This window comes from Luteimonas sp. A534, assembly GCF_054072805.1.
The window spans coordinates 50,771-63,898 of sequence record NZ_JBSVRR010000005.1 but is presented as its reverse complement, the minus strand read 5'-3'; the positions used below and the strand labels follow the sequence as shown (position 1 = coordinate 63,898).

General features: G+C 71.2%; 11 protein-coding genes and 1 pseudogene. 7 read left to right on the top strand and 5 right to left on the bottom strand.

From position 1 onward, the window contains the following. Positions 1 to 71: 71 nt before the first annotated feature. Positions 72 to 746 (bottom strand): RadC family protein, encoded by a 675-nt coding sequence (radC, locus tag ACW5F0_RS12105; RefSeq protein ID WP_456966144.1) that lies wholly within the window; start codon positions 744 to 746, stop codon positions 72 to 74. 206 nt (positions 747 to 952) lie between these two features. Here radC and coaBC point away from each other — a divergent pair. From coaBC to ACW5F0_RS12090, 3 genes and pseudogenes are all read left to right on the top strand, one after another. After that, positions 953 to 2,169 (top strand): annotated as a pseudogene (gene coaBC, locus ACW5F0_RS12100) (bifunctional phosphopantothenoylcysteine decarboxylase/phosphopantothenate--cysteine ligase CoaBC). A gap of 25 nt (positions 2,170 to 2,194) precedes the next feature. Next, on the top strand, positions 2,195 to 2,653 hold the full coding sequence (gene dut / locus ACW5F0_RS12095; protein WP_456966145.1) for a dUTP diphosphatase: 459 nt from the start codon (positions 2,195 to 2,197) through the stop codon (positions 2,651 to 2,653). A 137-nt stretch (positions 2,654 to 2,790) separates the two neighbouring features. Next, positions 2,791 to 4,995: a phosphomannomutase/phosphoglucomutase gene (locus tag ACW5F0_RS12090; RefSeq protein WP_456966207.1), complete on the top strand. Its 2,205-nt coding sequence runs from the start codon at positions 2,791 to 2,793 to the stop codon at positions 4,993 to 4,995. A gap of 99 nt (positions 4,996 to 5,094) precedes the next feature. On the opposite strand, the gene ACW5F0_RS12085 is transcribed toward ACW5F0_RS12090, so the two are convergent. Then, a complete protein-coding gene (locus ACW5F0_RS12085; protein ID WP_456966146.1) occupies positions 5,095 to 5,715 on the bottom strand; it encodes a hypothetical protein in 621 nt (206 codons plus the stop codon). Positions 5,716 to 5,750: 35 nt separating this feature from the next. Next, positions 5,751 to 6,413, bottom strand: coding sequence for an orotate phosphoribosyltransferase (pyrE, locus tag ACW5F0_RS12080; protein ID WP_456966147.1), 663 nt, complete (start codon positions 6,411 to 6,413; stop codon positions 5,751 to 5,753). 152 nt (positions 6,414 to 6,565) lie between these two features. Here pyrE and ACW5F0_RS12075 point away from each other — a divergent pair, with 152 nt between their 5' ends. The 4 genes from ACW5F0_RS12075 (at position 6,566) to ACW5F0_RS12060 (ending at position 10,387) form a co-directional block, all read left to right on the top strand. Beyond that, positions 6,566 to 7,753 (top strand): cytochrome-c peroxidase, encoded by a 1,188-nt coding sequence (locus ACW5F0_RS12075; protein WP_456999818.1) that lies wholly within the window; start codon positions 6,566 to 6,568, stop codon positions 7,751 to 7,753. A gap of 100 nt (positions 7,754 to 7,853) precedes the next feature. Next, positions 7,854 to 8,681: an exodeoxyribonuclease III gene (locus ACW5F0_RS12070; RefSeq protein ID WP_456966149.1), complete on the top strand. Its 828-nt coding sequence runs from the start codon at positions 7,854 to 7,856 to the stop codon at positions 8,679 to 8,681. A 31-nt stretch (positions 8,682 to 8,712) separates the two neighbouring features. Then, positions 8,713 to 10,041: an AmpG family muropeptide MFS transporter gene (locus tag ACW5F0_RS12065; RefSeq protein WP_456966150.1), complete on the top strand. Its 1,329-nt coding sequence runs from the start codon at positions 8,713 to 8,715 to the stop codon at positions 10,039 to 10,041. A gap of 85 nt (positions 10,042 to 10,126) precedes the next feature. After that, the gene (locus ACW5F0_RS12060) at positions 10,127 to 10,387 is read left to right on the top strand and encodes a hypothetical protein (protein WP_456966151.1); all 261 of its coding nucleotides are present in this window, start codon (positions 10,127 to 10,129) and stop codon (positions 10,385 to 10,387) included. Positions 10,388 to 10,391: 4 nt separating this feature from the next. On the opposite strand, the gene ACW5F0_RS12055 is transcribed toward ACW5F0_RS12060, so the two are convergent. Both ACW5F0_RS12055 and ACW5F0_RS12050 read right to left on the bottom strand, forming a co-directional pair. After that, positions 10,392 to 11,522, bottom strand: coding sequence for an anhydro-N-acetylmuramic acid kinase (locus tag ACW5F0_RS12055; RefSeq protein ID WP_456999817.1), 1,131 nt, complete (start codon positions 11,520 to 11,522; stop codon positions 10,392 to 10,394). Positions 11,523 to 11,563: 41 nt separating this feature from the next. Next, the gene (locus ACW5F0_RS12050) at positions 11,564 to 13,060 is read right to left on the bottom strand and encodes a M23 family metallopeptidase (RefSeq protein ID WP_456966153.1); all 1,497 of its coding nucleotides are present in this window, start codon (positions 13,058 to 13,060) and stop codon (positions 11,564 to 11,566) included. Positions 13,061 to 13,128 lie beyond the last annotated feature (68 nt).

Sequence of the window (13,128 nt, the reverse complement as noted above, 5' to 3'; positions counted from 1 at the left end):
CGGCTGCCCATTGTACGCGAGCGCCCGCCCGCGCCCGGGCTGGCGCCTGAACCGGCCCTGCGGCGTCCGGCTTAGACCCAGCCGCGCGCGGCGAGCGACACCGGCGCACCGTCGCCGACCACGAAATGGTCGAGCAGGCGGACGTCGACCAGGTGCAGGGCCTGTTTGAGCCTGGCGGTGACCGCGCGGTCGGCCGCGCTGGGTTCGCTGCTGCCGCTGGGGTGGTTGTGGCCGACGATCACCGCCGCCGCGTTGTGCCCCAGCGCCCGGCGCACCACCTCCCGCGGGTGCACTTCGGCGCCGTCGACGGTGCCCCGGAACAACTCTTCGAAGGCCAGCGCACGGTGGCGGGTGTCGAGGAACAGCGCGGCGAAGACCTCGCTGGGATGCCCGCGCAGGCGCTGGGAGAAATAGCGTCCGGCGGCGTGCGGATCGGTCAGGGCTTCGCCGCGCTCCAGGGCGGCCGCCAGGTGGCGGCTGGCGAGCTCCAGCGCTGCGGACAGCTGGCAGGCGCTGGCCGGTCCGAGGCCCGGCAGCGTCACCAGCTCGGCGGGGGGGCGATCGAGCAGGCGCCGCAGCGGGCCGTGGTCGGCCAGCAAACGGCGTGCCGTGGCGACCGCGTCGAGCCCGCGTACGCCGGAACCCAGGAACAGGGCCAGCAGCTCCGCGTCCGACAGGACGGCCGCGCCGCGGGCGAGCAGCTTCTCGCGCGGGCGTTCGCCGGTGGGCCAGTCGCGGATGTGCATGGGCGATCCTCGGAGTGGGTGGTCGTCGGCCGCCGACGCATCGCGGCAGGGGATGGAACCGCGCGGCGGGTCTGAAAGGGGGGTGCCTGCGCCGGCAGCCGACGTGGGGCCATTGCACGCGATCAGGCGTCGCGGCGCCGCCGGGCGGTCATGGACGTTCGGGTAAGCTGTCCGACCCCTGCCGGGTCAGGACACTCCGAGCGCACATGGCCAAGACCGACAGCCAACTCGAAGGCGAGCGCATCCTGCTGTGCGTGTGCGGCGGCATCGCCGCGTACAAGTCCGCCGACCTCGTGCGCCGCCTGCGCGACGCTGGTGCGCAGGTGAAAGTGGCGATGACCGAGGGTGCGACGCACTTCGTCGGCGCCACCACCTTCCAGGCGCTGTCGGGCGAGACCGTGCGCACGTCGCTCTGGGATCCGGCCGCCGAGGCCGCGATGGGCCATATCGAACTCGCGCGCTGGGCGACCTGCGTGCTGGTCGCGCCGGCCACCGCCAACACCTTGGCCAAGCTCGCCCACGGCTTTGCGGACAACCTGGTCACCACGCTGTGCCTGGCCACCACCGCGCCGCTGGCGCTGGCGCCGGCGATGAACCACCGCATGTGGCTGCACCCGGCCACTCAGGCCAACATGGCGCTGCTGCGCGCACGTGGCGCCCTGGTCACGGGGCCGGTCGACGGTCCGCTGGCCGAGGGCGAGTCCGGGCCCGGGCGCATGGCCGAGCCGCTGGACATCGTCGCCGCGCTGGCGGCCGCGACGCCATGAGCCGCGGCACGCTGGCCGGCCTGCGCGTGCTGGTCAGCGCCGGCCCGACCTACGAGGACATCGATCCGGTGCGCTTCATCGGCAACCGCAGCAGCGGCAAAATGGGTTTCGCGATCGCCGCGGCCGCTGCGCGCCGCGGCGCGGACACGGTGCTGGTCGCCGGTCCGGTGGCGCTCGACACGCCCGCAGGCGTCGACCGCCGGGATGTACGCTCGGCCGCGCAGATGCACGCCGCCGTGCTCGCCGCGCTGCCGGCCGACATCTACATCGGCGCCGCCGCGGTCGCCGACTTCACCCCGGCCGCCGTGGCCGAAGGCAAGATCAAGAAGCAGCCAGGCGGCGATGGCCTGGTGCTGGAACTGGTGCGTACCGCCGACATCCTCGCCGGGGTCGCATCGCACGCACTGCGTCCGCGGCTGGTGGTCGGCTTCGCCGCCGAAACCGGTGACCTCGAGGACAATGCGCGCGACAAGCTGCGCCGCAAGCGCATCGACCTGATCGCTGCCAACCGGGTGGGTGTCCCGGGCAGCGGCTTCGAGTCCGATGACAATACGCTCCATGTCTTCAGCGCCGACCGCGGGCAGGTGCTTGGCCCGTCGCCCAAGACCGAACTTGCCGAGGCGCTGCTCGATCTCGTCGCCGCACAGTTGCAATGAACCCGCACCAGGACGCCAGCCGCCCATGCAGCACACGCTCGACCTGAAGATCCTCGATCCGCGCATCGGCGCTGAGTGGCCACTTCCTGCCTATGCCACCGATGGCAGCGCCGGCCTGGACCTGCGCGCCGCGATCGACGCGCCGCTGGAACTCGCCGGCGGCGACACCGCGCTGGTGCCCAGCGGCATCGCGATCCACATCGCCGATCCGGGCCTGTGTGCAATGGTGCTGCCGCGCTCGGGACTCGGGCACCGCCATGGCCTGGTGCTGGGCAACGGCACCGGCCTGATCGACGCCGACTACCAGGGCCCGCTCATGGTCAGCCTCTGGAACCGCTCGCGCGAGGCCTACGTGGTCCAGCCGGGCGACCGCATCGCGCAGCTGGTGCTCACGCCGGTCGTGCGCGCGGGGCTGCGGGTAGTGGATACTTTCGAACAAAGCACGCGGGGCGCGGGTGGCTTTGGCCACACCGGCACGCGCTGAGGGGGATACACCGGATGGATCTGAAGGCTTCGAACACGACCCGGCAACTCGTTGTGCACGGGCGGCCCTGGCTGCTGCTGCTTGCCGCGGCCGCGGTGCTGCTGGCGCTCTGGCTGGCCTGGACCGGCTGGCGGCAGATGCAGGACGGCACCCGGCGTGACCAGCTGTCGGTCAATCGCGACGCGCTGGCACAGTCGGCCGCGCGTTCGCTGGGCAACGAACTCGAGCGGATGGCCGAGCGCGTGGACTCGGCCCCGGTGCGCGAGGCCCTGGCTGCGGGGGACTTTGACGCCGCGGCAAAGGCGCTGGCCCTGGACTGGCCGAACATCGAGCATGCGGCGATCCACGCCCTGGACCTGGCCGAGGCCTACGGCGCGGTCGAGGAGGCCGGCTATGGCCGCATCGCCGTGGCCGAGGCCGCGATCATCGAGGGCAAGCCGGTAATGGGCGTGGTGCGCGACGGCGGCGGCCCGCGCCTGGCCCTGGCGGCGCCGGCGCGCGTCGACGGCGCCCTTGTCGGCGTGGCCTACGTACGCCTGCCGCTTGCGCGCGCGACCTCGAGCCTGGACGCCGTCGACGTGCCGGGTTCCACCTACCTGGCGCTGCGCCAGGGCGGCTTCACCCTGGCCGCGCGCGGCGACGAAAAATACGCCGTGTCCGCCGAGCGCATGGCCGTGCCCGTGGCCGGGACCGGCCTGCGCGTGGCGGCCGGCCTGCCGCCGCGGCCGGCGGCGCTGTTCGGACTTGGTGCGATGCCGTCGTTCGTGGTGGCCGCCATCCTGCTGCTGCTCGGCTACCTGCTGTCACGCCTGCCGTCGCTTGTCGGCAAGCCGGAGCACGAGGAGACCGGTGACGCGCCCACGCTCGAGCAGGCGCTGGAGCTGGAACCCGAAGACGGCGTGGACGGAACCGACGGGTCCGCAGCCGCACCGGTGCGCGCGGAGGCAGTCAAGGCAGCGGTGGCGATCGACCCGGGCATCTTCCGCGCCTACGACATCCGCGGCATCGTGGGGCAGACGCTGGACATCGGCGTCGCCGAGCTGATCGGCCACGCCATCGGCTCGCTGATGCACGAACAGGGGCTGAAGGACATCGTGATCGGCCGCGACGGCCGCCTCTCCGGTCCGGACATGGTCGCCGGCCTCACCGCCGGCCTGCGCAAGGCCGGCCGCGACGTCATCGACATCGGCATGGTCCCGACCCCGGTGGTGTATTTCGGCGCCTACCACCTGCGCACGGGTTGCTGCGTGTCGGTGACTGGCAGCCACAATCCGCCCGACTACAACGGCTTCAAGATCGTGGTCGGCGGCGAGACGCTGTCGGGTGCCGCGGTGACCGACCTGTACGCGCGCATCGCCGAGGATCGGCTCCACATCGCGCCCACGCCGGGCGGCGTGACCGAGCGCGACATCGCCGACGACTATGTCGAGCGCATCGCCTCCGACGTCCAGGTCGACCGCGCGCTGAAGGTCGTGGTGGATGCCGGCAACGGCGTGGCCGGCGAGATCGGCCCGCGCGTGCTGGCCGCGATCGGCGCCAACGTCGAGCCGCTGTTCTGCGAGATCGACGGCACCTTCCCCAACCACCATCCGGATCCGAGCGAGCCGCACAACCTGGTCGACCTGATCGACATGGTGAAGCGCTTCGACGCCGACCTCGGCATCGCCTTCGACGGCGACGGCGACCGCCTGGGCGTGGTCACGAAGGACGGCGAGAACATCTATCCCGACCGCCTGCTGATGCTGTTCGCGGCCGACGTGCTGGAGCGCAACCCGGGTGCCGTGATTGTCTACGACGTGAAGTGCACCGGCCGCCTGCAGGGCCACATCCTGCGCCACGGCGGCAGCCCGCTGATGTGGAAGACCGGGCATTCGCTGATCAAGGCGAAGATGCGCGAGACCGAGGCCGAGCTTGCCGGCGAGATGAGCGGCCACTTCTTCTTCGGCGAGCGCTGGTACGGCTTCGACGACGGCATCTATGCCGCCGCCCGCCTCCTGGAAATCCTGGCGTCGCGCCCGGAATCACCCAGCGAGGTGCTGTCCGCGCTGCCCACCGGCATCGCTACGCCCGAGATCAAGGTCGATGCCCCGGGTGGCGATCCGCACGCCTTCGTCGAACGCTTCGTTGCGCAGGCGACGTTCGAAGGCAATGCGCGCCCCTCGACCATCGACGGCCTGCGCGTGGACTTCCCGGACGGCTGGGGCCTGGTGCGTGCCTCCAACACCACGCCGGTGCTGGTGCTGCGCTTCGACGCCGACAGCGAAGAGGCCCTGGACCGCATCCGCGGCCAGTTCCGCGAGCAGCTGCTGGCGATCGACCCGGATCTGCCGCTCCCGTTCTAGCCCCGACTGTTGTGGGAGCAGCCAATAGCTGTGGGAGCGGCGATAGCCGCGATTGCGGCCATGGCGGCTCCCACAGCTATAGCTGCAGGCCGACCGCCCCTAGCCGGACTTCATGTTCCGATAGCGCTCCAGCGCCCCCTCCAGATCGCTACCCAGCGACGCATGATCCGCCAGCTGCCGCTGCATGATCGCCTGCTGGCGGACCAGGTCGCCATGCTGCGACTGGATGCCCTCGGCCAGGGTCTTGCCCACGGGCTGCTCGAGCAGCTCACGCTCGGCCGCTTGGCGCAGCAGTGACAGCAGGCTCTGGCGCAGGTTGGCGAGGCTGAGCTCGGAGGTCTTCAGCGACTCTTCCACCAGGGTGATGCGCTCGCCGTAGGCACGGCGCAGGTCGTCTTCGGTGGCGTATGACTCGACCATGGCCAGGTCGCGGCGGTAGCGCTCGGCCTCGGCCAGTTCGGCATCGGCCGCGGCGCGGGCGGCGATGGCCGCGGCGCCGCGTTCGTCGTCGGTGAGTGCGCGCGGCACCTGTCCGGTGCGCGCGCCGCTCTGGGCGCTGATCTCGGTGCGGGCGCGGTCAAGCGCGCTGGCCGGCAGCGTATCGCCGCAGACCTGGACGCCGTTCTCATCCCAGCAATAAAGTTTCTTGTCGGTCGGCGCCTTCTGCGCCACGGCCGCCAGCGGCAGCGCGGCAAGCACGATGCCGGCTATGCAGTTCATGGTCTTCATCGTATCCGTCCCCCCGGTCGGCCGAATCAGGTGGCCGCGCTGCCGAAGCGCGCGCGGTACGCGAGCAGGTGCTCGCGCTCGGCTGACAGTGTCGCGTTTCCATCGGTGAACGCAAGCAGGTCGTCGAAACCGGCAATGGCCACCACAGGCACGCCTTCGTTGGCCGCCACTTGTGCCGCGGCCGATCGGCGGTCGCCGGATGCCTCGTCGAGGATCTCCTGGCGGTCCAGCGCGATCACCACGCCGGCGGGAATGCCACCGCCGGCGCGAATCAGGCCCAGGGCTTCGCGCACGGCGGTACCCGCGGTGAGCACGTCGTCGACCACCAGCACGCGGCGGCCCACCAGCGCCGCGCCGACCAGCGTGCCGCCTTCGCCGTGGGCCTTGGCTTCCTTGCGGTTGTAGGCCAGCGGCAGGTCGCGGCCGCGGCGCGCGTACTCGCAGGCGAGCGCTGTGGCCAGCGGGATGCCCTTGTAGGCCGGGCCGAACAGCAGGTCGAACACCAGTCCGGCGGCATCGATGGCGTCGGCGTAGCAGGCGGCCAGCGTGGCGAGCGCGGCGCCGGAGTCGAAGCGCCCGGCGTTGAAGAAATACGGGCTGGTGCGGCCGGACTTCAGCGTGAACCCGCCGAAGCGCAGGGCCTCGGCCTCGAGCGCCAGCTGCAGGAAACGTGAGCGGTGGTCGGGCATGGGTTGCAGTGCGGCCGCGGCGGGGGCGCCATGGTAGCAATCCGACGGCATTGACCGGGGTCAAGGCCATGACCACCGTCCCCGGCTTATGGTGAACGTGGACTGGCGCCGGTTGGAGACGGGTGATGCGGATGCGGACGAGGCTTGGAATCGTGACGACGCTGGCGATGGCCGTGGCGCTTGCCGCCGGCTGCGGAAACAACGCGCCCGACCGCGCGGGCGTGCCTGCAGACGGAACCGCTCCGGCAGATGCGGCGGCCGCGACCGCAGCCCCGGCGGCCGATGCACCGGTGGCGACCTCCGGCGTGCCCGGCACGGCGCAGACCGCCGAGGCGGCCGACCCGACCGATGCCGCGGGCGCGTCTGCCGATACGCTGCGGACCACCGCGGCGGCGATGTTCGGGACCATCCCCGAGGTCGTCGAGGAACTTCGCGGACAGCCGCTGTCCGACGACCAGGTCGAACTCGGCCGCATGCTGTTCTTCGACCCGCGCCTCTCGCGCAGCCACCTGATCACCTGCAACACCTGCCACAGCATGGGCACCGGCGGCGCCGACAACGTGCCGGCGTCGATCGGCCACGGCTGGCAGCGCGGCCCGCGCAACTCGCCGACCGTGCTCAACGCCGTGTTCAACGCCGCCCAGTTCTGGGACGGTCGCGCCGCCGACCTCGCCGAACAGGCCAAGGGCCCGGTGCAGGCCAGCGTCGAAATGAACAGCACCCCGGAGCTCGTGGTCGAGACGCTGCAGAGCATCCCGCAGTACGTCGAGCGGTTCGGCACCGCGTTCCCGGGCCAGGCGGACGCGGTGAGCTTCGACAACATGGCGCTGGCGCTGGAGGCCTTCGAAGCCACCCTGGTGACGCCGCACTCGCGCTTCGATCGCTGGGTGCTGGGCGATGACGCCGCCATCGACGCCACCGAGCGCAAGGGCCTGGAGCTGTTCGTGTCCAGCGGCTGCGCGTCCTGCCACAACGGCCGCAACTTCGGCGGCCAGGCCTATTTCCCCTTCGGCGTGATCGAGCGCCCGGGCGCGGACATCCTGCCCGAGGGCGACAAGGGTCGCTTCGAGGTCACCGCCACCGCCACCGACGAGTACGTGTTCCGCGCCTCGCCGCTGCGCAACGTCGAGCTGACCGCGCCGTATTTCCATAGCGGCCAGGTCTGGGACCTCGAGCAGGCGGTGGCGATCATGGGCAACGCCCAGCTGGGGCGCGAGCTGAATGCGGAGGAAGCCAGCGCGATCGCCGCCTTCCTGCGCACCCTGACCGGGCGCCAGCCGACGGTGGAGTATCCGATCCTGCCGCCGAGCACCGAGCGCACGCCCAAGCCGACGCTGTAACGCAGGGCCGGAGCGGCCGTCGGCAACAGGGTCGGCGGTGCGTTAACCTTGGACAGCGGCGGGCCTGTGCCCGCCGCTTCCGTCATTGCACCGGCACTCCATGCGCATCATCAGCTTCAACGCCAACGGCATCCGTTCGGCCGCCAAAAAAGGCTTCTTCGACTGGTTCCGGGCCCAGGACGTCGACATCCTCTGCGTCCAGGAAACCAAGGCCCAGGAACACCAGCTCGTCGCGGCAGACGGTGAAGGGCTGCATCCGGACTACCTGCCCGAGGGCTACAAGGCCTGGTTCCGCGATGCCACGACCAAGAAGGGCTACAGCGGCGTGGCGATCTACAGCCGCCGCGAGCCCGACGAGGTGCGCACGGCGCTGGGCTGGGCGCCGTTCGACGACGAAGGCCGCTATATCGAGGCGCGCTTCGGCAACCTGTCCGTGGTGTCGTTCTACATCCCTTCGGGCTCGTCGGGCGACCTGCGCCAGGGCTTCAAGTTCGAGGTCATGGACTGGCTCAAGCCCATCCTCGACGGCTGGCTCGCCAGCGGTCGCGACTACGTGCTGTGCGGCGACTGGAACATCGTGCGGTCGCGCAACGACATCAAGAACTGGACCGGCAACCAGAAGAACTCCGGCTGCCTGCCGCCCGAGCGCGCCTGGCTCAACGGCATGATCGCCGACGCCTGCGGCGACGGCCTGTGCGACGCGCCGACGCACGGCTGGAGCGACGCGCTGCGCGTGCTGCGTCCGGACGTCGCCGACGAATACACCTGGTGGAGCAATCGCGGCGCCGCGCGCGCGAAGAACGTGGGCTGGCGCATCGACTACCAGTTCGTGACCCCGGCGCTGGCCGGGCGCGTGGACGCCTGCGCCGTGCACGGCGAGCCGCGCTTCTCCGACCACGCGCCTTTGATCGTGGATTACCGCGAATGAGCGCCGGCAAGCGGTTCGCAGGTCCCCGCGCATGAGTACCGCCGCCGGCGCCGATGCGCCGCCGAAGCCCTCCGCGTGGCGTGCGTTCGCGCAGCCCGCGGCGTGGACGATGTTCTTCTTCGGCTTCGCCTCGGGGCTGCCGTTCCTGCTGGTGGCCGGCACGCTGGCGTACTGGCTGCGCGAGGGCGGGATCGAGCTCCGGGAAATCACCATGATCGCGAGCGCGGGCATGGCGTACTCCTTCAAGTTCGTGTGGGCGCCGCTGGTGGACCGCTGGCGGCTGCCGCTGCTGGGCCGCTTCGGGCAGCGTCGCGGCTGGCTGCTGCTGGCGATGGCCTGCGTGATGGTCGGCCTGCTGGCGATGTCGGCGCTGACGCCGGAGCGGCTGACGGTCTTCGTCGCGCTGACGCTGTTCGTGGCCTTCTCCGGCGCCACGCTCGATATCGCCGTGGACGCCTATCGCGTCGAAATCGCGCCGCCGTCCGCACAGGGCGCACTGGTGGCGACCTACTCGCTGGGTTACCGGATCGCGCTGATCGTGTCCGGCGCGCTGGCCCTGGTGCTGGCCGACCACGCCGCCTGGCCGAACGTGTACCGCCTGATGGCCGCCTGCATGCTGGTGCCGCTGGTGGCCTGCCTGGTGGCGACCGAGCCCGAAGTAATGCGCGTGCGCACCGCGGGCTGGGCGGCGGGCCTGCGCGAGGGCGTGGTCGAGCCGTTCGCCGACTTCTTCCGCCGCTTCGGCGGCGGCGTCGGCCTGGTGGTGCTGCTCTTCATCCTGTCGATCAAGATCTCCGACCAGGCGCTGGTCGGCGGCATCATCGGCCCGTTCTATCTCGACCAGGGCTTCAGCAAGACCGAGATCGCCGCGGTGACCAAGGTCTACGGCATCTGGGTCGGCATCGCCGGGGTCTTCCTCGGCGGCGTGGCGGTGGCGCGCTGGGGCATCCACTGGCCGCTGCTGGCGGCGATCATCCTGGGCGCGGCGAGCAACCTGCTGTACCTGGTCCTGATCGGCGCCAACGGCGACATCGGCCTGCTGACCCTGGTGATCTCGGGCGAGAACCTGGCCCAGGGCTTCCTCGGCACCACCGCGGTCGCGTACCTGTCGGCACTGGTCAACACGCGCTACACGGCCACGCAGTACGCGCTGTTCTCATCGCTGATCATGCTGCCGGGCAAGGTGCTGGGCTTCTTCTCGGGTGCCATCGTCGAGACCAGTACCGGCGGCTATGCCACCTACTTCCTGATCACCGCGGTGGTGGCGGTGCCGGCGGTGCTGCTGTTCTTCTGGCTGAAGCCGCGGGTGCGCGCCGGCGGGGATGACGTGGTCCCCGCGACGACCGGGGATGGCGCGTGAGCAGGGGGAGGTGCTTGCCGCCGGGGCCGCGTCGTCGTATCAATGACAGGGTGCCCCGCTCGTGAGCGCCCACTGGACGCCGGCCGTGACCGACATCGTTCTCAAGGACATCGACGAAGTGCTGCTCGAGCGCATCAAGCGCGTGGCCGAGCGCCGCGGCTGGGCGCTGTCGCACGCCCTGCTGCACTTGCTGGAGCAGGGCCTGTACGCGATCGAGGGCGACGGCAAGCTCGGCTTCGACAACTCCGAGGCCGACGTGCTGCAGGCGGCGATCGCCGCGCTGGAAGGCGTCCCGGACGGCGTCTTTTCGATGATCGGCCAGGTTCCCGACGACAAGACGCCCTGACCGCCTACAAGAGCGGGGTTGCGGGGTGGATGGCGCCGAGCACGCGTGGCCCGGCTGCGCCGGTGACCGTGGCCAGGTTGCCCGGCCGGCCCGCCAGCGTTTCCCGCGCCAGCCAGGCAAAGGCCATCGCCTCGATCGCGTCCGGATCCAGGCCATGCGCTGCGCTGGATTCCACCACCATGCCCGGCAGTTCACCGGCCAGCGCCGCCATCAGCGCCGCGTTGTGCACGCCGCCGCCGCAGGCGATCACGCGCGCGGTGCCGGGCTGGGTGGCGCGCAGCGCGTCGGCCACGGTATGGGCGGTCAGCGCCAGCAGCGTGGCCTGAACATCGGCGGGCGACTCCGTGCCGGCCAGCCGCGACTCCACCCAGCCGAGGTGGAACTGGTCGCGGCCGGTGGATTTCGGGGGCGGCAGCGCGAACCACGGTTCGTCCAGCAGGCGCGCCAGCAGCGTTTTGTCCACGTGGCCGCTGGCCGCGAAGGCGCCGCCGCGGTCATAGGCTTCGCCGCGGTGGTGCAGGCACCACGCATCCATCAGGCCGTTGGCCGGACCGGTGTCGAAGCCGCGCACCGGGCCTTCGGCCGGCAGCAGGGTGAAGTTGGCGATGCCGCCGAGGTTGAGCACGGCGCGCGACTCGCCCGGTTCGTGCAGCAGGGCGGCGTGCAGCGCCGGCACCAGCGGTGCGCCATGGCCACCGGCGGCGACGTCACGGGCACGGAATCCGGCGACGGTGGTGATGCCGGTACGTTCGGCGATGCTCGCCGCGCATCCCAGCTGCAGGCTGAAGGGCAGGACGCCATGCGGGCGGTGGCGCAGGGTCTGGCCGTGGGAGCCGATCGCGGTGATGTCCGCCGCCGCGGTGCCGGCGTCGTCGAGCGCTGCCAGCGCGGCCGCCGCAAAGGCGCGGCCGATGGCCACGTCGAGTTCGCCGACGTCGTCCAGGGTGAGAGATGCGCCCTGCTGGCCGAGCGCGACCAGTCGTGCGCGCAGCGCGGGATCCCAGGGATAGGTGCGGGCGAAGCGGAGCGACGGCCGGGCAGCTGCATCGTCGCCGTCGAAGTCGACCAGCGCGGCGTCGATGCCGTCGGCGCTGGTACCGGAGATCAGTCCAAGGAAGCGGCGCGGACCGGCCATGCGTGCAAGCCCGTCGATGGCTTGGCGCGGCGCAGGGGCGATCAGCCCCGGCCGCGGGCCGCGGTGGTGTCGCGGTCGGCGGCGGCGACGCGCGTGTCGTCGTCCGCGGCCGGCACCTGGGCGTAGATGACGTCTTCGACCGTGCGGATGCGCGCCAGCGCCGGCCCGGTCTGGGCCTTGAACGCGATCAGCGCGGTGCCCTTGAGCGGCTCGGGCTCGGGCATCGTGTGCTGCAGCGGGTTGCGGTGCACGCCGTTGATGCGGAACTCGTAGTGCAGGTGCGGGCCGGTGGACAGGCCGGTGGTGCCGACGCGGCCGATCACCGTGCCCTGGCTGACGCGCTGGCCCTGGCGGATGTTGCCGAAGCCGGACATGTGCGCGTACAGCGTGGTGTAGCCGCGCCCGTGGTCGAGGATCACGGTGTTGCCGTAGCCGCCGCGCCAGCCCTTGAACTGCACGCGGGCGTCGCCGGCGGCCATGATCGGGGTGCCGGTGCGCGCGGCGTAGTCCACGCCCTTGTGCTGGCGCACGTTGCCGCTCACCGGGTGCCGGCGCGAGCCGAAGCGCGAGCTCAGGCGTGCGTACTGGATCGGCATGCGGATGAAGCTCTTCTTCAGCGGCCGGCCTTCTTCGTTGTAGTACTGGGCCTTGCCCTCGTGCTCGAAGCGGAAGGCGGTGAAGGGCTTGTTCTTGGCGGTGAACACCGCCGCCAGCACGTTGCCGGTCCGCAGCAGCTCACCCTCGCGGTAGACCTGCTCGACGACCACGCTGAAGCGGTCGTTCTGGGTGACGTCGGTGTTGAAGTCGATGTCGTACTGGAAGATCTCGTCGGTCAGCATGTTGATGCTGGATCCCGACAGGCCGAGCTTGCGCGCGGAGTGGAACAGCGAGCGGCCGACCTTGCCGCTGACCACGGTGGTGCGGATCTCGATGGGGCGCTCGATTACGGTTTCAACGACGTCGTCGCCGGCCAGTGCGAGTTCCACGCGCTGGGTCTCGTTGCGGTCGTAGCGCAGCGCGCGCAGGCCGGCACGCTTGTCGTCGGCCGCCGGCGGGTCGAACGCGAAGCCGAGCTGGACGCCGGGGCGTAGCCGGGTCAGGGCGTCGCGCGCGCCGGGGTGCGCGAGCAGGGTGTGCATGGTGCTGGCGGGGATGTCCAGGTCGGCGAAGATCGCCCCCAGCGTCTGGCCCTTCTCCACCGTCACCGGCATCCACTCGTTGGCCGGAAGCGCCTGCGCGGCCACCACTGGCTGCGCAGGCAGCGACAGCGACAGCGTGGTCAGGCGGCTGCTGTGCGGAACGTCGACGGCGGTATTGAAACCGGGCACGATGGCGAGCAACAGCGCGCCTGCGGTGGCCGCGAGGCTGGCATGGGCCCACTGTCGCCGCGACCAGCGGCGGTTGCCGGCGGTTAGGTCCGCGGTGTCGACGTGTTGCTGGTTGGCGGCGGCCTGGCGCTCGAGTTCGCGCAGGTTGTCGAGGCGGGCGCGGCTGGTGTGCTGCGCGTCCGGTGACTGGGGCGATTCAGGCGTCGTCATGGTGTGGATCGGACTCCCGGCCCGTGCGTGACGGGCACGTCACGACGCCACCATAATCACGCGAAGAT